This is a genomic window from Streptomyces sp. NPDC004629 (genome assembly GCF_042873595.1).
Taxonomy (GTDB): Bacteria; Actinomycetota; Actinomycetes; order Streptomycetales; family Streptomycetaceae; genus Streptomyces.
Genome location: NZ_JBIALO010000006.1, coordinates 269,832 through 291,411 on the forward strand (window position 1 = coordinate 269,832; position 21,580 = coordinate 291,411).

General features: G+C 71.4%; 20 protein-coding genes. 9 read left to right on the top strand and 11 right to left on the bottom strand.

Going from position 1 to position 21,580, the window contains the following annotated elements; genetic code table 11:
* Positions 1-632: 632 nt before the first annotated feature.
* Positions 633-1,223, top strand: coding sequence for an HD domain-containing protein (locus tag ACFYTE_RS11730; RefSeq protein ID WP_388708166.1), 591 nt, complete (start codon positions 633-635; stop codon positions 1,221-1,223).
* Here ACFYTE_RS11730 and ACFYTE_RS11735 read toward each other — a convergent pair.
* Entirely contained in the window at positions 1,211-1,678 is a 468-nt protein-coding gene (locus ACFYTE_RS11735; RefSeq protein WP_388708168.1) for an NUDIX hydrolase, read from the bottom strand. The genes ACFYTE_RS11730 and ACFYTE_RS11735 overlap by 13 nt on opposite strands.
* On the bottom strand, positions 1,665-2,438 hold the full coding sequence (locus ACFYTE_RS11740) for an XRE family transcriptional regulator (protein ID WP_388708382.1): 774 nt from the start codon (positions 2,436-2,438) through the stop codon (positions 1,665-1,667). Before ACFYTE_RS11740 ends, ACFYTE_RS11735 begins: the two co-directional genes overlap by 14 nt.
* A 95-nt stretch (positions 2,439-2,533) precedes the next feature.
* Between ACFYTE_RS11740 and ACFYTE_RS11745 the strand changes: the two genes are divergently transcribed.
* From ACFYTE_RS11745 to ACFYTE_RS11765, 5 genes are all read left to right on the top strand, one after another.
* A complete protein-coding gene (locus tag ACFYTE_RS11745; protein ID WP_388708171.1) occupies positions 2,534-3,268 on the top strand; it encodes an HAD family hydrolase in 735 nt (244 codons plus the stop codon).
* A 63-nt stretch (positions 3,269-3,331) separates the two neighbouring features.
* Positions 3,332-4,234 (top strand): radical SAM protein, encoded by a 903-nt coding sequence (locus ACFYTE_RS11750; RefSeq protein ID WP_388708172.1) that lies wholly within the window; start codon positions 3,332-3,334, stop codon positions 4,232-4,234.
* Complete coding sequence (locus ACFYTE_RS11755) at positions 4,221-4,868, top strand: hypothetical protein (RefSeq protein ID WP_388708174.1); 648 nt, start codon at positions 4,221-4,223, stop codon at positions 4,866-4,868. Before ACFYTE_RS11750 ends, ACFYTE_RS11755 begins: the two co-directional genes overlap by 14 nt.
* Positions 4,786-5,448 carry a class I SAM-dependent methyltransferase gene (locus ACFYTE_RS11760; RefSeq protein ID WP_388708177.1) on the top strand — a complete coding sequence of 221 codons (663 nt, stop codon included), beginning with the start codon at positions 4,786-4,788 and terminating at the stop codon, positions 5,446-5,448. The genes ACFYTE_RS11755 and ACFYTE_RS11760 overlap by 83 nt, the downstream gene beginning before the upstream one ends.
* Positions 5,449-5,459: 11 nt before the next feature.
* Positions 5,460-6,047, top strand: coding sequence for a class IV adenylate cyclase (locus tag ACFYTE_RS11765; protein WP_388708180.1), 588 nt, complete (start codon positions 5,460-5,462; stop codon positions 6,045-6,047).
* Positions 6,048-6,166: 119 nt separating this feature from the next.
* On the opposite strand, the gene ACFYTE_RS11770 is transcribed toward ACFYTE_RS11765, so the two are convergent.
* Together ACFYTE_RS11770 and ACFYTE_RS11775 are read right to left on the bottom strand one after the other, a co-directional pair.
* Entirely contained in the window at positions 6,167-6,775 is a 609-nt protein-coding gene (locus ACFYTE_RS11770; RefSeq protein WP_388708183.1) for a DUF1707 domain-containing protein, read from the bottom strand.
* A 141-nt stretch (positions 6,776-6,916) separates the two neighbouring features.
* Positions 6,917-7,777 carry an LLM class F420-dependent oxidoreductase gene (locus tag ACFYTE_RS11775; RefSeq protein WP_388708185.1) on the bottom strand — a complete coding sequence of 287 codons (861 nt, stop codon included), beginning with the start codon at positions 7,775-7,777 and terminating at the stop codon, positions 6,917-6,919.
* Between ACFYTE_RS11775 and ACFYTE_RS11780 the strand changes: the two genes are divergently transcribed.
* Positions 7,770-9,362, top strand: a complete 1,593-nt coding sequence (locus ACFYTE_RS11780) for a CehA/McbA family metallohydrolase (RefSeq protein ID WP_388708385.1) — start codon at positions 7,770-7,772, stop codon at positions 9,360-9,362. The genes ACFYTE_RS11775 and ACFYTE_RS11780 overlap by 8 nt on opposite strands.
* On the opposite strand, the gene ACFYTE_RS11785 is transcribed toward ACFYTE_RS11780, so the two are convergent.
* Positions 9,331-9,867, bottom strand: a complete 537-nt coding sequence (locus ACFYTE_RS11785) for a GNAT family N-acetyltransferase (RefSeq protein ID WP_388708188.1) — start codon at positions 9,865-9,867, stop codon at positions 9,331-9,333. The two genes, ACFYTE_RS11780 and ACFYTE_RS11785, sit on opposite strands and share 32 nt — an antisense overlap.
* Positions 9,868-9,943: 76 nt before the next feature.
* On the opposite strand from ACFYTE_RS11785, the gene ACFYTE_RS11790 reads away from it, so the two are divergent.
* Positions 9,944-10,339: a nitroreductase/quinone reductase family protein gene (locus tag ACFYTE_RS11790; protein WP_388708190.1), complete on the top strand. Its 396-nt coding sequence runs from the start codon at positions 9,944-9,946 to the stop codon at positions 10,337-10,339.
* Between the two features lie 297 nt (positions 10,340-10,636).
* On the opposite strand, the gene ACFYTE_RS11795 is transcribed toward ACFYTE_RS11790, so the two are convergent.
* The 6 genes from ACFYTE_RS11795 to ACFYTE_RS11820 form a co-directional block, all read right to left on the bottom strand.
* Positions 10,637-12,097: an aldehyde dehydrogenase family protein gene (locus ACFYTE_RS11795; RefSeq protein ID WP_388708192.1), complete on the bottom strand. Its 1,461-nt coding sequence runs from the start codon at positions 12,095-12,097 to the stop codon at positions 10,637-10,639.
* Positions 12,094-13,833, bottom strand: coding sequence for an amidohydrolase family protein (locus tag ACFYTE_RS11800; RefSeq protein ID WP_388708195.1), 1,740 nt, complete (start codon positions 13,831-13,833; stop codon positions 12,094-12,096). Before ACFYTE_RS11800 ends, ACFYTE_RS11795 begins: the two co-directional genes overlap by 4 nt.
* A 276-nt stretch (positions 13,834-14,109) precedes the next feature.
* Positions 14,110-15,228: an LLM class flavin-dependent oxidoreductase gene (locus tag ACFYTE_RS11805; protein ID WP_388708196.1), complete on the bottom strand. Its 1,119-nt coding sequence runs from the start codon at positions 15,226-15,228 to the stop codon at positions 14,110-14,112.
* Positions 15,229-15,345: 117 nt separating this feature from the next.
* Complete coding sequence (locus ACFYTE_RS11810) at positions 15,346-16,116, bottom strand: SDR family NAD(P)-dependent oxidoreductase (protein ID WP_388708199.1); 771 nt, start codon at positions 16,114-16,116, stop codon at positions 15,346-15,348.
* 8 nt (positions 16,117-16,124) lie between these two features.
* Positions 16,125-17,045 carry an LLM class F420-dependent oxidoreductase gene (locus tag ACFYTE_RS11815; protein ID WP_388708201.1) on the bottom strand — a complete coding sequence of 307 codons (921 nt, stop codon included), beginning with the start codon at positions 17,043-17,045 and terminating at the stop codon, positions 16,125-16,127.
* Entirely contained in the window at positions 17,042-18,289 is a 1,248-nt protein-coding gene (locus ACFYTE_RS11820) for an amidohydrolase family protein (RefSeq protein WP_388708203.1), read from the bottom strand. Before ACFYTE_RS11820 ends, ACFYTE_RS11815 begins: the two co-directional genes overlap by 4 nt.
* A 200-nt stretch (positions 18,290-18,489) precedes the next feature.
* Here ACFYTE_RS11820 and ACFYTE_RS11825 point away from each other — a divergent pair, with 200 nt between their 5' ends.
* The gene (locus ACFYTE_RS11825) at positions 18,490-21,450 is read left to right on the top strand and encodes a BTAD domain-containing putative transcriptional regulator (RefSeq protein WP_388708205.1); all 2,961 of its coding nucleotides are present in this window, start codon (positions 18,490-18,492) and stop codon (positions 21,448-21,450) included.
* Positions 21,451-21,580: the final 130 nt, after the last annotated feature.

The window sequence follows — 21,580 nt, forward strand, 5'->3', positions numbered from 1 at the left end:
GGCGGGTCGCGAAGTTCCCCGCGCCCCTTAGGTCGGCCGAGCCACTGTCGGTCCAACAGGGGGCACGGGAGACAGCTCGGCAGGTCCGGGGCCGTTGCCGGGTGCGGCGCCGTCGTGGCCGATCGCGCAGTTCCCCGCGCCCACGCCACTGGCGGTCCAACAGGGGGCACGGGAGACAGCTCGGCAGGTCCGGGGCCGTTGCCGGGTGCGGCGCCGTCGTGGCCGATCGCGCAGTTCCCCGCGTCCCTTAGGTCGGCCGAGCCACTGGCGGTCCAACGGGGGGCGGGGGACAGCTCGGCAGGTCCGGGACCATTGCCGGGGGCGGCACCGTCGTGGCTGGTCGCGCAGTTCCCCGCGCCCCTTCGGGGCGGTCCCCGCCACTGTCGGTTCAGCGGAGACGGGGGACAGCTCGGCAGGTGCGGTGCCGTTGCCGGGCGCGGGCCCGTCGTGGCCGCCCGCGCAGATCCCCGCGCCCCGCCGCCCGTCGAGCGACGACGATCGGACGGTCCGCGCCCACGCGCCGACCTCGTCGGCGTCCTTGCCTGTTTCAGAGACAGCACCACCGCACAGGCCTGCTCGGCAAGAACGTCGTCAAGCACTGCACACAAGGCGCACGGTACGAGGACTGATAGATGCTCCGGAAGGGCATGAAGCCGTCCATGAACCAGGCGATGTACCACTGGGCACAGTCCATCGCACAGGCCGAGCTCGCTGACGCGCTTCCTCGGCGATGGGCGCACAGCCAGGGAGTCGCCGCCCGGGCGGCCGAGATTGGGCGGCTTCTGCGCGAGGACGCCGACCTGCTGATCTCCGCTGCCGTCCTGCACGACGTCGGCTACGCGCCCCGCTTGGCGATGACCGGTTTCCACCCCCTCGACGGCGCCCGCTTCCTCAGGGACGAGCACGCTGCGGACGAACGGCTGACCCGCCTGGTCGCCAACCACACCTTCGCGCTGCTGGAAGCCGAGGAGCGCGAGCTGGGTGAGGAGCTGGTAACGGAGTTCCCGCTGCTGGAAGATCCGTTGCTGGTGGACGCACTCGTGTACTGCGACGTGACAACGACGCCCGACGGCAACCGGACCACCGCACGGGAGCGCATCGCGGAAGTCGTCGGTCGCTACGGCCCGGACAGTGTGGTCGGGCGGTTCATCCGACGGGCGGCGCCGGAGATCTTCTCCTCGGTCGAGAGGATTGAGGCTGCCCTGGTGGCTCAGCCGAGGTAGGGGTAGGTGCCGGCGAGGTAGTCGCCGATCTGCTGGCGCATGCTCTGGTGGATGTCGTACTGGTCCAGGTCGGTCGGCTGGACGAAGCGGACTCCGTCGGCCTCGTCGTTGATCGTGGGTGCTCCGCCGACGGGTCGGCCGATGTAGGTGTTCTCGTACTGCTGGCGGATCTCGCCGTCGGTGTAGGCGACGATGTGGTTCGGGTTGGTGTAGACGCCGAGGAAGCCGGTGATCTCCGCGATGATGCCGGTCTCCTCCAGGCACTCGCGTACCGCGCACTCGGCCGCGGTCTCGCCGATGTCCTGGGCCCCGCCGGGGAGCGCCCACTGGCCGGTGTCACGACGGCGCTGGAGGAGAATTGCGCCGGTCTCGTCGACGACGAGCAGGTTGCTGGCCGGGATGAGGGTGTTCGCCTTCGGGGCGGCCGGGTCGTTGTAGTACTCAGTCCTGCCCACGGTCGGCGGTCCTCTCCTGATCGGGTGTCCAGGGTCGCGCGGCGGCCCAGACGGAGTCGAAGCTCTGAGCGTAGTTGTCGAACCACCCAGTTCCATCTGTTCTCTTGAGGTGGAGCAGGGGGTTGGCACTGGCCGGTTGTCCCCAGATGTGCGGATTGACCAATAAGTTGTCGTCGTAGCGGAACATGGACGTGTAGAGCGTGGTGTCGTGGAGCCGAACCGCGCACCCGGCCTCGCCCAGCAGCAGGCGGTAGTACGTCATCGATGCCCGGATCTTGGCGGCCAGGGTGTCGCCGATTCCCTCCTCGCGACCTCGGATGGCCACTGCCTGACCGTCCGGGTCGCCGAAGCAGAGGCGCACCCGGACGCCCTCGGCGGCGCGTTCGGAGAGCATCTTGGCGACATGCGGGTTGGACTGGGCGAAGAACGTGCCGGAGAAGACAAGGACGCCGATCTCGCGCTGTGCCTCTCGAAGCAGCGAGAGCCAGACATCCCGTGGCACGCTGGCCCGGTTCTGGTAGGTGCCGGCCAGTTCGGTTCCCAGCCCGTCACGCGACCGGCCGGATCGTCGAGGCGGCGCCGGCCAGAGGAATGTCTCTTCCACGCGCAGGTGGCGCGCGACCCGGAAGCGATGCCGTGCGTGGGGAACCCGCCCGCCCAGCCACCGGCTCACTGTTTTGGGATCCACCTCGCAGACTTCCGCGAGCGATTCGGGCGAGACGCCGCGCTGCGCCAGCACAGAATGCAGTCGGTCGTTCACAGCAGCCATGGAAGCGTTGCGCCGCGCGGTCACGCAAGGAGGTTACGGGACGTCGTGGCGGAAGAGCAGAGCTGCCGACTGCCTACGCTGGCGCCATGGAGCTCATCGTCCTGTGGGACATCGACCACACCCTCATCGAGAACGCTGGGGTGAGCAAGGAGATCTACGCCGATGCCTTCACGGCGCTGTCGCAACGCGAGCCGACGGCGCCGGCACATACGGAGGGGCGTACGGATCGACTGATCATGCGAGACATGTTCCTGCGCGACGGGCTGCTCGTGCCCGAATGGTCCGATATCGAGACCGCCCTCGCCCGAGCGGGGCGTGAGCGCCTGGACGAGCTGCGCTTGCGCGGCACGGCGTTGCCTGGGGTCCACGAGGTGCTGAAGGCTGCTTCCGTGATGAGAGGTTGGGTTTCCTCTGTCCTGACCGGCAACATCGCCGCCAATGCTCGTGTGAAGCTGTCTGCTTTCGGTCTCGACTCTCTGTTGGATCTGTCGGTGGGCGCCTACGGAGCGGACGCCGAGCTGCGTCCCGAGCTTGTCGCGGTCGCCCGCGAGCGTATACAGCGGCTCCGTGGCGTTGCGGCCGACGTGCCTGCCGTCCTGGTGGGGGACACCCCCCGTGACGTGGAAGCCGCCCTGGCCACGGGTGCCGGCATCATCGCGGTCGCATCCGGCATCCACAGTCCTGGGGAACTGGCGGCCGCCGGCGCCCCCGAGATCCTGCCCGACCTGTCGGACACGAAGCGCGTTCTCAGTGTCCTGGAGTCGTTCGCAGGTCACGGGAGACGTCCCAGGACGTCCTCGGACCGTCCCCGAACGCGGTGACGAGGTCCCCGGACAGACGGCCACCATCGGGGTTCCCTCAGACAGTCAGTCGAAGGAGCCCATGTGATCGGCGAAGTCACCGGGATCAGGAAGATCCGGATGCTGTACCTGCAGCTGCTGTACCGCTGCAATTTCGCGTGCTTGCACTGTTTCCACGGCGAACGGCTCCAGTACGCGGATGCCTTCACCGCCGACGAGGCCATCAGCCTTCTCGCCCTGATGCGAGACCAGTACGCCACGCAGGCCGTCACCCTGCTCGGCGGGGAGCCGTTCGTCCACCGGGAACTCCCGCAGGTCGTCCGTCACGCCAAGGAGGAACTGGGTCAGCGCGTCGAAATCTGCACCAACGGATACCGGATCGAACGCCGCCTGGCCGAGATCGCTCCGCACCTGGACCTGCTCAGGGTCTCTCTGGAAGGTGTCGGCTCGACCAACGACGGCATCCGAAGGCTCGGCAGCTACCAGAGTGCCCTCAACGCGCTCAGCTTGGCGCAGGACCTCGGTGTCGCGGCAGGCGCGACCATGACCGTGACCTCACGAAACATCGGCGAGGTAGTCTCCCTCGCCCGCATCCTGGCGCAACTCGGGGTCAAGCAGCTGAAGCTGCACCACCTGCGGCCCGTCGGCAACGCAGCCGACCACCCCGAGCTGCTGGTCACCGACCTGGCCGCCTATGGCCGGCTCCGCGAAGAGCTCCATTCGGTGAAACTGCCTCTTGAGGTGATCGTCGATGAGGACCTCTCCGAGCACGGCACCCCGGAGGTCTGCGCGCCCTCTGGCGGGCCTCACGAGATCGACCGGATCGAGGCAGACCCGCGTGGGGCGCTGACCATGTCCTGCAAGGCCGTGGGCAAGGACTCCCACGCGTTCTGGTACGAGAAGACCTCAGGTTGCATCGTCCACCGGCCCTCGGCCACGGACGAACTCACCGTTTCGGTGCCAGATGTGGTGTATGCACGTGTCTGACCTCCCGCGCTTCGAGAGCCTGGAAGGGTTACGGGGCACCGGCAAGTCGACCATCGCACCGATGCTGGCCGCTGTCCGCCAGGCCGTCCTCGTCCCCACCGTGCCGGCCCTGTACCAGCCTCTCAGGCAGGAGGTGGACAAGCGGACCAATGCCGATGCGCGTATGTGCCTCTACCTCGCCGCGCTGTTCACGGCGGCCGAACAGATCCAACGCCACCTCGAAGGCGGTGTCCCGGTCGTCGTGGAGAGCTACTTCGCCCGGTGCCTTGCCAGCCACCGCGCTCTGGGCGCCCAGCTCGGCGTCACTTTGCCGGACTGGCTGCCCACGCCTGTCACCTACCAACTCGTCTGCGCCGACAACGAACGCCGACGCCGCATCACCGCCCGGAACAAGCCGACATCGCGGTGGGACTCGCTGCTCGAAACCGTCACAGACCAAGTGACGGACGCCTACGCATCATTCCCGACGCACCGCATAGACACCACAGGGCTCAGCCCTGAAGAAGTCCTCCGCGTGATCACCGCCACCGATACACAAGGAGCGCGACCCCATGCAGACGCAGAGCCTGTGGGAGCACACCCTCACCTTCTTCCCGCAGTACCTCGCCGCACTGCGGGAACGCGTCGCCCCTGACGCCACCGTCGCGGTCATCGGCGCGAGCGACGGCAAGTTCGTCCTGCCTCTGGCTACCGCTGGCTACCGCGTGGTTGCCATCGAACGCGACGCGCTCGCCCTGCACGGAGGCGAGGTCCGTCTCCCGGGTGACAGTGACGCACACGCGATGGGCCTGATAGACCGGCTGAAACTCGAAGGACTGCATGCCCGCGTTGAGGTGATCGAAGGTGACTTCCTTGAGGGCGAACCTCTGGACATGCAATGCGACGCGGTCTGGACAAGTTGCTCGTGGCACTACAGTGCCAACCACCACCACCCGCTCGCCGAATTCGTCGACCGCATGCAGCGCCTGGTCCGCCCCGGCGGTGTGTTCGGCGCGGAGTTCATGATGCCCATCGAAAAGCGCCACCACTCGGTGGAGCATTACACGTCTCCCGAGCGCCTGCACCGTCGCTTCCTCGGAGACTGGAACGTCCTGCTCACCCTGCGCACGAACGAGTTCGCCGAACGGGCCCACGTCGGCCGACCACACGACCACACCCATCGCATGGGCCTGCTCCTGGCGGCCCGTTCGCACACCCTCACGGACCGTTTCTGAGAGAAGGACCTATGAAGCACGAGTACGAGGCGAAGTTCCTGACAGTGGACACCGCCGACCTCCAGGCCAAGCTGACCTCCCTCGGCGCCGTCCAGGCACTCCCCCGCACCCTCCTCACCCGCAAGATCTTCGAGAACGATTCTCTCGACGGCGGGGCGTGGCTCCGTCTGCGCGATGAGGGCGCCCGTTCGACCCTCACGCTCAAACAGGTCACCGACGCCACGACGATCGACGGCACCAAGGAGATCGAGACCGAGGTCGCCGACCTGCACGCCATGGCCGACATCCTGCGCCGCGTCGGCCTCACCGAGGTCCGGTACCAGGAGAACTACCGTGAGGAATGGCGCCTGGGAGAGGTCGTCTTCGACTTCGACACCTGGCCCGACCTTCCCACGTTCCTGGAGATCGAGGGGCCCGACGAGGCATCGGTCCGGCAGGCCGCCGCGCTTCTGGAACTGGACTACTCGGAGGCCCGGTTCGGCAGCGTCGACGAGATCTACAAGAGCGAGGCCGGCCGCGACATCCTTGCCGAGCCGACCCTCCTGTTCTCCGACGCGGAGAAGCAAGCGGACGCTACCTCGGGAGTCCAGGGCGGTTGACGGGTAACGCTAGCTGCGAGGGCCGCGATGCTGGTCGAGGAGGGAAGCCGGTGGGTGGCACTTGGGGAACGTGACGGTATGACGGGCCTGTGCAGCGGCTGCCGTCGGGGAGGTCGCGGTCAGGGTGTGGTTGTGGGGCGGGGTTTTCGGAGGCGGGCGGTTGTTCTTGGGGGGCGGGCGATGATGCGGCCGTAGGTCTTTTTGCCGGTCAGTTCCACTCGTAGGGTGACCGGGGTATCGGGGGCCGGGGGGCGGCGGACCTTGAGCTTGCTGAACTCCAGGGTCAGGGCGTCGGCATCGACCACGATGCCCGGCCCGGTGATCAGCGTCAGCGTCTTGCCGCACATGTCCAAGTCGATCCGCAGGGTGTCCTGCGTGATCACCGCCTCGGTGAAGTCGAGCGTCATCTCGCACCACTCCGCCGCAAGCTCCAGCCGTCGCGGCAGCACCCAGCGCCCTGACCGTTTGACCGTACTGAACCTCTGTTCGATCCGGAGTACGTCCTTGACCCCCTCCACCACCGCGCCACCGGCGGACGACACGGGCGGCAGGTCGGCGGTGAGGACGGTCAGTTCGCTGACCGTGCGCGCCGACAGGGCTGCCTCCAGGCGCTCGTCCAGTTCGGCCGCGGTCAGCCGGCCGTCGCCCGCCGCGATGCGCAGCACGTCGACCGCCCGGTCCCGGTCCGCATGCGAGGCCCGTAGTTCGGGCGAGGTCTCTGCCGACATGCTTCCCCCGGGTCTTGTTGAAGGTCCTTGAAGGGCTTCGCAGGGCTTCGCCGATGCGGGCGGCTACACAGCTGAAGACTAACGTTATATCGCGATAGAGGGGTGTGCCAAGCCCTCGGCAGAGAAGAGACACGTACGGGGTCAGTGGTGCGGGGCCGCCACCAGCGCGCCGTACGCGTCGAGCGCCCGCAGCACCTCCGGCTCGTCCGCGGACGGGAGTTGCACCACGATCTCCTCGATACCGAGTTCCGCGTAGTGGGCCAGCTTGCCGGGCGTGGGCAGGACGGCGTACGGCACCACCTGGAGGGCGGCCGGGTCGCGTCCCGCGTCGGCCCACACCGAGCGCAGCACGGGCAGCGACTCGGCCAGTCCGCGCCCGCCGATCGGCAGCCAGCCGTCGGCGTACTCCGCGATGTGTGCGAACAGCTTGGGTCCGGCGGCCCCGCCGACCAGGGTGCGCGGGCCGGTCACCGGGCCGCGCGGCCGCTGGTGGGGCTTGGGGTGCGCGTGGCTGGCCCGGACGCCGCCGAACTCCCCTTCATAGGCGGTGGGTTCGTCGGACCACAGGGCCTGCATGAGCCGCATCCGGTCGCGCGTCAGCTCCCGTCGGGTGGGCCACCGCACGCCGTGGTCGGCGCCCTCCTCCACGTTCCAGCCGAAGCCGACGCCGAGGGTGAGGCGCCCGCCGGAGAGATGGTCCAGGGTCGCGATCTGCTTGGCGAGGGCGATCGGGTCGTGCTGGGCGACGAGGGTGACGCCGGTACCGAGGCCCAGCCGCCCGGTCACCGCCGCGGCCTGCCCGAGCGCGACGAAGGGGTCGAGGGTACGGCCGTACTCGCGCGGCAGTTCACCGCCGGCGGGGTACGGGGTGGTCCGCTCGACCGGGATGTGGGTGTGCTCGGGCAGGTACAGCCCGGCGAAGCCGCGCTGCTCCAGTTCCCGGGCGAGCCGGACGGGCGCGATGGTCTCGTCGGTGAGGAAGATCGTGACGGCGATGCGCATCCCCCATCTGTACCCGCCCGCCCGCCAGGTGTCCATACCGACTGGTCGGCATTCCACCGGTCGGCCGGGGGTGAGGGACCACCACTGCGGCGGACCCGGTCCGGGGTGGCGGGCCCTGTGCGTGACCGGAGCGGCGGCGGCGCCTACGTTGGGAAGCGTGAGCTTCGCCGCGGCCGACGGACAGCAGGAAGAGACCAGGACCGTGCGCGGCACCCTGCCGCCCGGCTCCCCCGACTTCGTCTACGTACCCGTCGAAGTCCCCGCCGGAGTACGGGAGATCAAGGTCTCCGCCACCTATGAGAGACCGCCCGTGCCGGCCGGCGCACAGGGCAACGCGCTCGACCTCGGCCTCTTCGACCAGCACGGCACCGAACTGGGCGGCCGGGGCTTCAGGGGCTGGTCGGGCGGTGCCCGCACGGAGTTCTTCGTCCGCGCCGACGACGCGACCCCGGGCTATCTCCCGGGCCCGGTGGGCGCGGGCACCTGGCACATCGCGCTCGGCCCGTACACGGTCGCGCCGCAGGGCCTGGCGTACGAACTCACCATCACGCTGACCTACGGCGAGCCGGGCCGGACCGCGCGGCCGGTGTATCCGCCGGAGCGGGCGACGGGGCGCGGCCGTGCCTGGTACCGCGGCGACTGCCATCTGCACTCCTGGCACTCCGACGGCCGCCGCACCCCGGCCGAGATCGCCGCGCTGGCCCGGGCCGCGGGCCTGGATTTCATCAACACCTCGGAACACAACACGCACTCGGCGCACCGGCACTGGGCGAAGCAGGCCGGCGACGACCTGCTGATCATGCTGGGCGAGGAGGTCACGACGCGCAACGGCCATCTGGTGGCCCTCGGCACCGATCCCGGCACCTTCGTCGACTGGCGTTACCGGGCCGGGGACAACCGCTTCGGCCGGTTCGCCCGGCAGATCCGCGCGTCCGGCGGCCTGGTCGTGCCCGCCCACCCGCACGCCACCTGCATCGGCTGCGGCTGGAAGTTCGGCTTCGGCGAGGCCGACGCGGTGGAGGTGTGGAACGGCCCCTACACGCCCGACGACGAGGTCGCCCTGGCCGCATGGGACGCGCAGTTGGTGGCGTCGGTGCGGGAGAACCGGCGGTGGCTGCCGGCGATGGGCAACAGCGACGCGCACCGCGCCCCGGACGTGGTCGGTCTGCCGCAGACGGTCGTCCTCGCCGACGACCTGACCCGCCCGGCCGTCCTGGACGGCATCCGCGCGGGCCGCTGCTACGTCGCCGAGTCGAAGAACGTCACGATGGCATTCACGGCCACGGGCGAACGGGGCAGGCAGGCGGGCATCGGCGAACGCCTCGACGTCGACGCGGACACGCCGGTCACGGTCCGCCTGGAGGTCTCGGGCGCCCCGCGCTGCACGGTCCGCTTTGTGACGGACGAAGGCGTCCTGCTGACCAGTGACCCGCTGCCGGTGAGCGGTTCGGGGAGCGTCGAGTGGCGGACGACCCCGTCGTACGCGGCGTATGTGCGGGCGGAGCTGCGCCACGAGGCGGCGGCGGGCCCGGTACCCGGCGCGCCGGCGAGCTTCACCAACCCGATCTTCCTGGGCCACCGCTGACGCCGCGGGCCCAGCGCACCTCGCCGTCCTGCCGCTCGTCGGTCGGCTCCAGACCGGCAGCGGCGGCGACGGCGGCGGACGCGTGGTGCACGGGGTGCACATGCGCGACGATCCTGCGCACCGGCCGCAGGCCGAGCCAGCCGACGAGTCCCCTGGCCGCCTCGGTGGCGATGCCCCGCCCCTGCCACGGCGTGCCCACCACCCAGGCCACCTCGGCGACCGGTCCCCCGTCGGCGGTGGCGATCGTCGCCTGGACGGTGCCGGTGAGCCGGTCCTCGGCGCGCAGCAGGACCACCCAGTTCAGCCAGGTGACGGCGGGGTCGGGGGAGCCCGCCGTCAACCGCCGGTAGCGCGAGCGCAGGTCCTGCGGGCCGGCCGGGGTGCCGCCGATGAAGGTGTGCAGGGCGGGATCGGACAGCACGGCGGCCATCTCCTCGGCGTCCTCGACGCGCAGCGGACGCAGCTCCAGCCGACGGGTACGGATGATCTCGGCCTCGATGCTCATGGACGTACCTTCGCACGGGCGCGCGAGGGCGTACCGTCCGAGGTGTAACCCGTCCCGCCGACCCCAGGAGACCCGGATGTCCGCACACTCCGAGACGAAGCACCGCATCGTGACCCGGTTGCAGCGTCATCTGGCCAATCCGCTCTCGCGGCGGCTTCCGTTGCAGACCGTGCTGGAGACGACGGGCCGCACCTCCGGACTGCCCCGGCGCACCCCGGTGGGCGGGCGGCGCGTCGGCGACTCGTTCTGGCTGGTCTCGGAGTTCGGCCTGAAGTCCCACTATGTACGGAACATCCAGGCCGATCCCCGGGTGCGGGTCCGCATCAGGGGCCGCTGGCACACCGGCACCGCGCACCTCCTCCCGGACGACGACGCCGTGGCCCGCCTGCGCGGCCTGCCCCGGCTGAACAGCGCAGCGGTGCGGGCGTTCGGCACGGACCTGTTGACGGTGCGGGTGGACCTGACGAACTGACCGAGACGCCCCCGGCCACCCGGCCACTCGGCCCGGCAACCCGACCGCCCAGCCCCGGCGCTCAGCCCGGCCGCCCAGCCCCGCCGCCCAGCCACTCGGCCCGGCAACCCGACCGCCCAGCCCGACTGCTCAGCCCCGCCGCCCAGCCCAGCCACCCGGCCACCCGGCCCGCCCAGCCCAGCCACCCGGCCACCCAGCCCGACCGCCCAGCCCCGCCGCTCGGCCCGACTGCTCAGCCCGACTGCTCAGCCCGACCGCCCAGCCCGACCGCCCAGCCCCGGCGCTCGGCCTGACCGTTCAGCCCGGCCACACCAGGGACTGGACCTCGCTGTAGGCGTGCAGGGCGTAGGAGCCGACGTCCCGGCCCACCCCGCTCTTCTTGAACCCGCCGAACGGCGCCTCCATGTTGCGGCCGACGGTGTTGATGCCGACCCCGCCGGCCCGCAGCCGCCGGGCCACCCGGAACGCCCGCGCCACGTCCCCGGACCACACATAGTCGATGAGGCCGTAGTCGCTGTCGTTGGCGAGGCGGACGCCTTCTTCCTCGTCGTCGAACGGGATCACCGCCACCACCGGGCCGAAGATCTCCTCCCGGGCCGCCCGCATGGCGTTCGTGCAGTCGGCCAGCAGCGTGGGCGCCACATAGAACCCGCGTTCCAGGGGCGGCCGTTCGCCGCCCGCCACCACCGTCGCGCCCTCCTTGCGGGCCAGTTCGACGTACGACTCCACCCGGTCCCGGTGCGCGGCCGAGATCACCGGCCCCACCACCGTGTCCGGCTCCCCGGGGTCCCCCACCTTCAGCCGGGCCGCGTACGCCGCGAGCCCGGCGACCAGCCGCTCGTACACCCCGCGCTGCGCCAGCACCCGGGTCGGCGCGGTGCAGATCTGCCCGCTGTAGAAGGAGAACGTGGTGCCGATCCCGGCGACCGCCGAGGCGAGGTCCGCGTCGTCGAAGACGAGGGCCGCGCCCTTGCCGCCCAGCTCCATCAGCTGCCGTTTCATCGCGCGCCCGCACGCCTCGGCGATCCGCTGCCCGACGGCCGTGGACCCGGTGAAGCTCACCATGTCGACGTCGGGCGACTCCACGACGGCCTCGCCCACCGCCGCCGAACGCCCCGAGACGACGTTCACCACGCCGGGCGGCGCGCCCGCCTCCGCCAGCGCGCCCGCCATCCGGTACACGGACAGCGGGTCCTGCGGGGCCGGTTTCACCACCACCGTATTGCCCATCGCGAGCGCCGGGGCGACTTTCCCCGCCGGGTTCGCCCACGGGTTGTTGTAGGAGGTGACGCAGGCGACGACGCCGACCGGCTGGCGCACCGCGAGCGCGCCGAGCACGCCGGCCGGCGCCATCGGGCCCGCCTCGCTGATCTGCGGCGTAATCGCCCACTCGGTCTCTTCCAGGCGGGCGTAGCGGCGGAACCGGGCCGCCGCCACCGCCACCTGCATCCCGCGTGCCGTGGCGGTCGTCGCGCCGGTCTCCGCGCGGGCCAGGTCGGCGTACGGGACCAGCCGGCCCCGGATGATGTCGGCGGCCCGCGCGAGCACGGCCGCCCGTTCCTGCGGCGGCGTCCGCGACCACGGGCCGAACGCCTCGCGGGCCGCGGCGCAGGCCGCGAGCGCCTGGTCCGGCGTCGCCTCCGGGGCGAGGCCCACGGTCCGTTCCGTCGCCGGGTCGAGTACCGGGTAGTGGCCGGCGGCCGGTTCCACCCAGTCGCCGCCGACGAACAGCCGCTGCCGCTCGGGCGGGCCGCTCACTTGGTGGCCACCGTCTCGGTGTCCCGGCCCGAGCGCAGCACCCGGCCGGGCACGGCGCCGCTCACCACGTCGTCGCGGATCACCTCGACGCCGCCCACCCACACCGCCCGGACGCCGATCGCCCGGGAGTCCAGCCGTGGGCTGTCACCCGGCAGGTCATGCACCAAGGTGGCCTGGCCCGCGTCGATCCGCTCCGGGTCGAACAGGACCAGGTCGGCATGCCAGCCCTCGCGTATCCGCCCGCGCTCGCGCAGCCCGAACAGCCGCGCCGGGACGTCCGTCAGCATCTTCACGGCCGCCTCAAGACCGACCAGCCGGCGTCCGCGCAGGCAGTCGCCGAGGAAGCGGGTAGTGTACGGGGCACCGCACATGCGGTCCAGGTGGGCGCCCGCGTCCGAGCCGCCGAGCAGCACGTCCGGATGCCGCCAGGTGTCCGCCCGCAGCGCCCAGGAGGCCGGGTCGTTGTCGGTGGGCATGGGCCACAGGACCGTGCGCAGATCGTCGGCCGCGCAGATCTCCACCAGGCACTCGAACGGCTCCTGCCCGCGCTCCCGGGCCAGGTCCCGGACCACCCGGCCGGTCAGCCCGCGGTTGCGTGCGCTGTAGGTGTCGCCGATGACGTACCGCCCGAAGTCCGTCAGCCGCCGGAAGACGCCCGCCTCCTTGGACTCCGCGCGCCGCAGCATGCCGGCCCGCACGGCCGGGTCGCGCAGCCGGGCGATGCGTTCGGGCACCGGCAGGCCCAGGATCTCGCCCCAGCCGGGGATCAGGTTCAGGGCGCAGAAGCTGCCCAGGGACATGTTCATCGGCGTGAGGATCGGCATGGTCAGCGCCAACACCCGGCCGCCCGCCTCACGGGCCCGTTCGCTCGCCGAGAGCTGGCGCGGCACCCGGTCGGGCACGGCGGCGTCCACGGTCAGGACGTTCCAGTTCAGGGGTCGTCCGGCGGTCGCGCTCAGCTCCACCAGCAGGTCGATCTCCGGGTCGCTGAACCGGTCGAGGCAGCCGGCGACGATCGCCTCGATCTGGGTGCCCTCGTGCTCGCCGACGGCGCGGGCCAGGGCCAGCAGTTCGGCGGGCCTGGCGTGCCGGGACGCCACCGGTTGTCCGTCGCCGTCGGAGTGGGTGCCGGACTGGGTGGTGGACAAGCCCCAGGCGCCCGCGTCCATGGCCTCGTGGAACAGGCGGACCATGCGGGCGAGTTGGTCGTCGGTCGGCTGTCCGCCCACCGCGTCCGGGCCCATCACATGGCGGCGCAGCGCGCAGTGGCCGGCCATGAAGCCCGCGTTGACCGCGATGCGGCCCTCCAGGGCGTCCAGGTAGTCGCCGAAGGTGTGCCAGCTCCAGGGCGCGCCCTCCTCCAGGGCCACCAGGGACATGCCTTCGACCCTGGCCAGCATGCGGCGGGTGTAGTCGGCGTCGTCGGGCCGGTCCGGGTTCAGCGGGGCCAGCGTGAAACCGCAGTTGCCGGCGGCCACCGTGGTCACCCCGTGGTTCAGCGAGGGCGTCGCGTACGGGTCCCAGAAGAGCTGGGCGTCGTAGTGCGTGTGCGGGTCGACGAACCCGGGCGCGAGAACGAGCCCGGCGGCGTCCTCACTGCTGCGGGCCTCCTCCCTGACGGCACCGACGGCACCGACGACGGCGATACGCCCGTCCCGTATCCCGACGTCGGCGCTGTACACAGCCGCCCCGGTCCCGTCGACGACGGTCGCACCTTTCACGAGATGATCAAGCATGGGGCTCCCTCCTTCTTTCCCGGCGCACCGGCGCGCCCCGAAGGGGCGCGGGGAACTGCGCGACCAGCCACACGCACCCGCACCCCGCGGCAGCGATCACGCCGCCCGGAACCGCGACGTCCGACACACAGGGCTCACCTCCTCGAACCACGGCCCGATAAGCGCGCCCCGCAAGGGGCGCGGGGAACGGCGCGAGCAACCACCCACAACCCGCACCCCGCGACGACGCTCACGTGGCAGCCGAAACCGCCAAGTCACCGCACCCCGCGACGACGCTCACCCCGCCGCCCGGAACCGGGAGGTCCGATGCACAGGATCCGTGTCGATCCGCGGAATCACATGCTCACCGATCAGCCGGATCGTCTGCAGCGTCTGCTCCTTCGGCACTCCAACCGGCAGCCCGAAGCTCAACTGGTCGGCCCCCGCCTGCTCCCACCGCTTGCACTGGGTGCGCACCTCGTCCGGATCACCGCAGATGAGCAGTTCCTCCTGGATGAGGATTTCGATGAACTCGGCGGTGTACTCGGGCAGCGTCTCGGGCCACACCGGGAAGCCGTCGGGCCGCGGGAACGTGTCGTGGTAGCGGAAGACCAGCGAGGGCAGATAGTGCAGCCCCCCGTTCACGGCGATCTCGATCGCCTCCGCGTGGGTGGGCGCGCAGATCGCGGTCGTCGTCACCATCACGTTGTCGTTGACGAAGTCGCCGACCGGTTCGGCGTTCACGATCGCCGTCTTGTACTGCTCCAGCACCCACTCCATGTCGGAGACCTTCTGCACGCTGAAGCCGAGGACGCCGAGGCCCTTCTTCGCGGCCATGGCGTACGAGGGCGGGGACCCGGCCGCGTACCACATCGCCGGGTGTGACGTCCCGTACGGCTTGGGGAGCACCTTCCTGGGCGGCAGCGACCAGTGCTTGCCCTGGAAGCCCTCGTACTCGTCCTGGAGCCACATCTTCGGGAACTCGGCGATGGTCTCCTCCCAGATCTCCTTGGTGTGGTTCATGTCGGTGATGCCGGGCAGGAAGCCGAGGATCTCGTGGCTGCCGGCGCCCCGGCCGCTGCCGAACTCGAAGCGGTTGCCGGTGAGGTGGTCGAGCATGGCGACCTTCTCGGCCACCTTGACCGGGTGGTTGACCTGGGCGAGCGGGTTGAAGATGCCCGAGCCGAGGTGGATGCGTTCGGTGGCGTGGGCGAGGTAGCCGAGGAAGACGTCGCTGGCGGAAAGGTGCGAGTACTCCTCCAGGAAGTGGTGTTCGGACGCCCAGGCGTACTTGAAGCCGGACTGGTCCGCCTGGATGACGTACTCGGTCTCCTCCATCAGCGCCTTGTGCTCGGCGAGCGGATCGGTCTCGGCGCGTTTGCCCACGTATCCCTGTACAAAGAGCCCGAATTCCAAGGAGGTTCACCGTCCCCTGTCGTCCCGCTTATCTGACGCTGCGTCAGATCAGGCTTGTCGCCCGACTGTGGCACCGGGCGCATGGACCGTCAAGAGCTGACGGCCCGTCAGATCCAGTTAGATGACCGAGACTCCCGCGAGCCACCCGCCGTCGATCACGAACGGCTGCCCGGTGACATAGGAGGAGTCGGCGCAGCTGAGGAACAGCGCCAGCCGGGCCACCTCCTGCGGCCGCCCGATCCGCCCCAGCGGCACCAGCTTGCGGTACAGCTCGTCCAGCGCCCGGCTCGTCTCCTCCGCGTCGGCCGCCGGATCCAGCTGCGCCGGGTTGGACATCGCCGTGTCGATCGCCCCGGGGCACACGGCGTTGACCCGGATCCGCCGGTGCGCCAGCTCCAGCGCGGCCACCCGGGTGAGCCCGAGGATCGCGTGCTTGGTGGCGGCGTACGTGCCCACCGCCGCCATCCCGGTCACCGCCGTGTAGGACGCGGTGTTCACGATGGTGCCCCCGTCCTCCATCACGGGCGCGACCGTCCTGATGCCGAGGAAGCAGCCGACCTGGTTGACCCGGACCACCTGCATGAACTCCTCCAGCGGCGTGTCCACCAGGGCGTTGAAGCGCAGGATGCCGGCGTTGTTGACCAGCCCGTCGATATGCCCGTACGCCTCCTTGGCGGCGGCCACCGCGGCCCGCCAGCCCTCCTCCTCCCCCACGTCGAGGTGCACGTACAGCGCGCCCAGCTCCTCGGCCAGCGCCCGTCCCTGGTCGTCGAGGACGTCGGCGACGACGACCTGGGCCCCCTCCGCCCTGAAGAGCCGGGCCTCCTGCTCGCCCTGCCCGCGTGCCGCGCCGGTGACGAGCACGACGCGTCCGTCCAGTCTGCCCATGCCCACTCCTAGAGGTCGGGGGCCACGTCGGCGCCGAACGCGGCCATCTGATCGGTCAGTTCGGTGCGGCCGCGGCAGCGGAACCGCACCTGGATCTGGTCCACGCCCATCGCCCGGTAGGCCCGCAGCGACTCGGCGAGGGCGTCCGGGGGGCCGCTGAGGGTCCGGCGGCCGACGTCCCAGGCGGGCCGGCCGACGTACAGCGGCTCGGTGAGGGCGCCCACGGTCAGGGGCGCCTCGATGCCCGCCTCGGCGCGGGTCCGCCGCAGCCCGGCGATCAGGCCGGGCAGCCGGTCACGCGGATCGCCCTGCGGCAGCCAGCCGTCGCCCTTGAGGGCGGCCCGGCGCAGGGCGGCCGGCGAGGACCCGCCGATCCACACGGGCACCCGCTCCTGGGCGGGCCGGGGCCGCTGCCCCAGCCCCTCGAAGTCGTACACCTTGCCGTGGTGCACGGGGAACTCCTGCGGGCCGAGCGCGGCCCGCAGGGCGTCCACGCACTCGTCCAGCACGGCCCCGCGGCGCCGGAAGTCCGCCCCCAGCACCGCGAACTCCTCCGCCACATGCCCGGCGCCGACGCCGAGGATCAGCCGCCCGCCGGAGAGGTGGTCGAGGGTCGCATACTGCTTCGCGGTCAGCAGGGGGTGGCGCAGACCCACGATCGCCACATGGCTGAGCAGCCGGGTGCGGGTGGTGACGGCGGCCAGGTGGGCGAGCGTGGCCACCGGGTCGTACCAGACGGTGCCCATCGCCGGGGCCAGCCGGCGCGGTATGGCGACATGGTCGCAGCAGGCGATGTAGGCGAATCCTGCGCGGTCCGCGGCGCGGGCGATCTCGACCAGGTCGCCGGGGCCCGCGCCGGCCTCCCAGCGCTCCGCGTACAGGGTGCTCTGCGACTGGACGGGCAACTGGATGCCGTACGCGACGCTCATCGCGGGCCCGCCCAGCGGCCGTCCGCGGTCAGCCCCAGCAGTTCGATGGCGTTGCCCCGCACGATCCGCTCGACGACATCGGCCGCCAGATGGCCCATCTGGGCCTCGCCGACCTCGCGGGACTTCGGCCAGGTGGAGTCGGAGTGCGGGTAGTCCGTCTCGTACAGGACGTTGCCGACGCCGATCGCGTCCAGGTTGCGCAGCCCGAACGCGTCGTCGAAGAAGCAGCCGTAGACGTGCCCGGCGAACAGCTCGGACGGCGGCCGGTGGACCTTCTCCGCGACCCCGCCCCAGCCGCGGTTCTCCTGCCACACCACGTCGGCGCGCTCCAGGATGTACGGGATCCAGCCGATCTGCCCCTCCGCGTACATCACCCTCAGGTTCGGGAACCGCTCGAACTTGCCGCTCATCAGCCAGTCCACCATCGAGAAGCAGCAGTTGGCGAAGGTGATCGCGGAGCCCACGGCGGGCGGGGCGTCGGCGGACGTGGACGGCATACGGCTGCTGGAGCCGATGTGCATGGCCACCACCGTGCCGGTCTCGTCGCAGGCGGCCAGGAACGGGTCCCAGGCATCGGCGTGCACCGACGGCAGCCCCAGGTGCGGGGGTATCTCCGAGAAGGCGACGGCCCGCACGCCGCGGGCCGCGTTGCGTCGGACCTCCTCGGCGGCCAGGCGGGCGTCCCACAGCGGGATGAGGGTGAGCGGGACCAGCCGCCCCCGGGCGGCGGGCCCGCACCACTCCTCCACCATCCAGTCGTTGTAGGCGCGCACGCACAGCAGCGCGAGGTCGCGGTCGGCGGCCTCGGTGAAGGTCTGGCCGCAGAAGCGGGGGAAGGTGGGGAAGCAGAGCGCGGACTGCACATGGTTGACGTCCATGTCGTCGAGCCGCCGCGGCACGTCGTACGACCCGGCGCGCATCTGCTCGTATGTGATCACCTCCAGCCTGATGTCGTCCCTGCTGTAGCCGACCGCGGTGTCCAGGCGGGTCAGCGGCCGGTGCAGGTCCTCGTACACCCACCAGTCGCCCACCGGGCCGTCGTCGCCCGGCGCACCCATGACGGGCTTGAACCGGCCGCCGAGGAACGACATCTCCTTCAGCGGCGCGCGCACGATCCGGGGGCCGGTGTCGCGGTACTTCCTGGGGAGCCGGTCCTGCCAGACGTTCGCCGGCTCAACGGTGTGGTCGTCGACGGAGATGATCTCCGGGAAGGGGGCTGCGGGTCGGGTCTCCATGGCGCTCACCGTAGCGCCGATCTGACGAACCGTCAGCTCCGGGTGAATGAGGCCGGGCCCGCGAGGAGAGCGGAACCGTGCGAAGAGGACGTGAGGAGGTTGTGGACTCCCGCGCGCCCACCTGTGATCGCCGTCTCCCACGGCTGACGCATCCGCCCTGTACAAGGCAAACTGACGTAGTTGTTCGGGATGCCTAGGGGGACGAACGCATGGACGGTGGACCGCGAGTACCGGAGCAGCGGCATCCCGGCTCCTCGGCCCAGGAGCCGGCGGCGCTGCGCTTCAGCGTGCTCGGTCCGGTGCGCGCCTGGCACGACGGGGAGCCGCTCGCCACCGGCTCCCCGCAGCAGCGCGCCCTGCTCGCCGCCCTGCTGCTGCGCGGCGGCAGGACGGCGACCGCACCGGAACTGATCGACGCGATCTGGGGCACCGAGCCGCCCCTTCAGGCCCTCGCCGCCGTACGGACGTACGCCTCGCGCCTGCGCAAGGCGCTCGGCCCCGGCGTCCTGGTCAGCGAGTCGGGCGGCTACGCGGTGCGCGGCCTCGGCGAGGGCGCCCTGGACCTGGCGGTGGCCCAGGACCTCGCGGCCGAGGCGGACAAGGCCCGCGCCTCCGGCGACCTGTGCCACGCCCGGGATGTGCTGAACCGGGCGCTCGCCCGGTGGGACGGCGAGCCACTGGCGGGCGTGCCCGGCCCGTACGCCGACGCGCAGCGGGTACGGCTGGAGGAGTGGCGGCTGCAACTCCTCGAATCCCGCCTCGACATGGACCTGGAACAGGGCTGCCACGCGGAGGCGGTGTCGGAACTGACGGCGCTCACGGCGGCGCACCCGCTGCGTGAACGCCTGCGCGAACTGCTGATGCTGGCCCTCTACCGCAGCGGCCGGCAGGCGGAGGCCCTTGCCGTGTACGCCGACACCCGGCGGCTGCTCGCCGAGGAACTCGGCGTCGACCCGCGCCCCGGCCTGCGCGACCTCCAGCAGCGCATCCTCCAGGCGGACCCGGCCCTCGCCGAACCCTCGGCGCCCCTGGCCGAGCCCGCGCCGGTCGCCCTGCGTCCCGCCCAACTCCCGGCCACCGTGCCCGACTTCACCGGCCGTGCCGCCTTCGTCACCGAACTGAGCCAGATCCTCTCCTCCGCCTTCGAGGCCGAGGGCCGGGTGATGGCCGTCTCCGCGCTCGCCGGGATCGGCGGCGTCGGCAAGACCACCCTGGCCGTGCACGTGGCCCACCGGGCCAGGGCCGCCTTCCCCGACGGGCAGCTGTACGTCGACCTCCAGGGCGCCGGGCCGCGGGCCGCCGAGCCGGAGACCGTCCTCGGCTCGTTCCTCAGGGCGCTCGGCACGCCGGACACGGCCATCCCCGACTCGCTGGCGGACCGGGCCGCGCTGTACCGGTCGCTGCTGGACGGCCGACGGGTCCTGGTGCTCCTGGACAACGCCCGTGACGCGGCCCAGGTACGGCCGCTGCTGCCCGGCACGGAGGGCTGCGCCGCGCTGGTCACCTCCCGTGTGCGGATGGTGGACCTGGCCGGTGCGCATCTGGTCGACCTGGACGTGATGTCCCCGGACGAGGCGCTGGCCCTGTTCACGAAGATCGTCGGGGCGGAGCGGGTCGCCGCCGAGCGCAAGGCCGCGCTGGACGTCGTGGCGGCCTGCGGCTTCCTGCCCCTGGCGATCCGTATCGCCGCGTCCCGGCTGGCCTCCCGGCGCACCTGGACGGTGTCCGTCCTCGCGGCGAAACTGGCGGACGAACGCCGCCGGCTCGACGAACTCCAGGCCGGCGACCTCGCGGTGAAGGCGACGTTCGAACTCGGCTACGGCCAGCTGGAACCGGCCCAGGCACGGGCGTTCCGCCTGCTGGGCCTCGCGGACGGCCCGGACATCTCGCTCGCGGCGGCGGCGGCCGTGCTGGACCTGCCCCAGGACGACACCGAGGACCTGCTGGAGTCCCTGGTGGACACGTCCCTCCTGGAGTCCGCGGCCCCCGGCCGCTACCGCTTCCACGACCTGGTCCGCCTGTACGCCCGCGCCTGTGCGGAACGCGACGAACACCCACCGAGCGAGCGGGACGAGGCGATGTCCCGGCTGCTGGACTTCTACCTGGCGTCGACCGCGCAGGTGTACGCCATCGAGCAGCCCCGGGACCGCCTGGTCGACGACCTGGAATCCACGCGCTATCCCGGGCTGAGCTTCGCCGACGGGGCGGCGGCCCTCGACTGGTTGTACACGGAGGCGGGGCCGCTGCTGGCCTGCGTACGGCAGGCGGCGGGAACCGGGAGGCTGCGCCGGGCGGTCGATCTGCTGTGGGTGGCCAAGGACCTGACCGAGTCGGGGGCCAGCTCGTACCAGTACGAGATGACGGCGCGGGCCACCTGTGAGGCCACCCGGTCCATGGGCGACGAACGGGCCGAGGGCAGGGCCCGTACGGTGCTCAGCGATGTGCTCCTGGTCTCCGGCCGTATCGAGCAGTCGGAGGACGAAGCCCGCGTCGCCATGGAACTCGCCGAGGCCGTGCAGGACGCGACGGCCGTCAGCTGGGTGGCCAACAACCGGGGGCTCATCTGTCTGCACCAAAGCCGGTTCGCCGAGGGCAAGGTCTTCTTCGACCAGGCGCTCGAAGGTCTGCGGGCGGCGGGGAACCGGCCGTTCGAAGCCACCGTCCTGGGCAACCTGTCCCGTGCCTACCTGGGGATGGGCGATACCGCCGAGGCGGTGGAGATCGCGCGGCGCGGGCTCGCGGCACACAGTGAGATCGGCCGGTCGGTGCGCCTCGCCAACAGTCGTTTCGCGCTCGGGTTCGCCCTGAACCAGGCCGGTCGTCATACCGAGGCGCTCGACGAGTTCGCGGAGGCCCTGCGCATCTTCAACGACCACCGGCAGCGGCTGTGGGAGGGCGTGACCAACTTCCGTATCGCACAGGTGCATCTCGCCAGGCGCCGCCTCGCGCAGGCGGCCCAGCACGCCGAACAGGCACTCGCTCTGGGCTGCATCGGCGGCGACCGGATGCGCGGCAACGTCCTGACACTCCTGGGACAGGCACTGGGCGAGCTGGGGCAGGTGGACCGGGCCAGGGCCTGTTGGCGTGAGGCGCTCAACCTCTACGAACAGTGCGGCGCACCGGAGGCCGACACCGTGCGCCCGCTCCTCGCACCCGCCTCCGCGGCGTGAACCGAGGTGCTTTCCCCGGCGGGTAGCGGCGTTCAGCGTTCGTTTATCGCCACCCGGCATCCTCGTTCCTGTCAGACCGTCGCGTCGGGGGGCAGATGGTCTGACCTGGAGCCCGACCGGTTAATCTGCG

Excerpts from the sequence above, each read along its gene's own strand:
- ACFYTE_RS11825 (WP_388708205.1), top strand. The coding sequence starts at position 18,490 with ATGGACGGTGGACCGCGAGTACCGGAGCAGCGGCATCCCGGCTCCTCG.
- ACFYTE_RS11730 (WP_388708166.1), top strand. The coding sequence starts at position 633 with ATGCTCCGGAAGGGCATGAAGCCGTCCATGAACCAGGCGATGTACCAC.
- ACFYTE_RS11810 (WP_388708199.1), bottom strand. The coding sequence starts at position 16,116 with ATGGGCAGACTGGACGGACGCGTCGTGCTCGTCACCGGCGCGGCACGC.
- ACFYTE_RS11800 (WP_388708195.1), bottom strand. The coding sequence starts at position 13,833 with ATGCTTGATCATCTCGTGAAAGGTGCGACCGTCGTCGACGGGACCGGG.
- ACFYTE_RS11790 (WP_388708190.1), top strand. The coding sequence starts at position 9,944 with ATGTCCGCACACTCCGAGACGAAGCACCGCATCGTGACCCGGTTGCAG.
- ACFYTE_RS11785 (WP_388708188.1), bottom strand. The coding sequence starts at position 9,867 with ATGAGCATCGAGGCCGAGATCATCCGTACCCGTCGGCTGGAGCTGCGT.
- ACFYTE_RS11765 (WP_388708180.1), top strand. The coding sequence starts at position 5,460 with ATGAAGCACGAGTACGAGGCGAAGTTCCTGACAGTGGACACCGCCGAC.
- ACFYTE_RS11815 (WP_388708201.1), bottom strand. The coding sequence starts at position 17,045 with ATGAGCGTCGCGTACGGCATCCAGTTGCCCGTCCAGTCGCAGAGCACC.
- ACFYTE_RS11775 (WP_388708185.1), bottom strand. The coding sequence starts at position 7,777 with ATGCGCATCGCCGTCACGATCTTCCTCACCGACGAGACCATCGCGCCC.
- ACFYTE_RS11760 (WP_388708177.1), top strand. The coding sequence starts at position 4,786 with ATGCAGACGCAGAGCCTGTGGGAGCACACCCTCACCTTCTTCCCGCAG.
- ACFYTE_RS11745 (WP_388708171.1), top strand. The coding sequence starts at position 2,534 with ATGGAGCTCATCGTCCTGTGGGACATCGACCACACCCTCATCGAGAAC.
- ACFYTE_RS11780 (WP_388708385.1), top strand. The coding sequence starts at position 7,770 with ATGCGCATCCCCCATCTGTACCCGCCCGCCCGCCAGGTGTCCATACCG.
- ACFYTE_RS11770 (WP_388708183.1), bottom strand. The coding sequence starts at position 6,775 with ATGTCGGCAGAGACCTCGCCCGAACTACGGGCCTCGCATGCGGACCGG.
- ACFYTE_RS11755 (WP_388708174.1), top strand. The coding sequence starts at position 4,221 with ATGCACGTGTCTGACCTCCCGCGCTTCGAGAGCCTGGAAGGGTTACGG.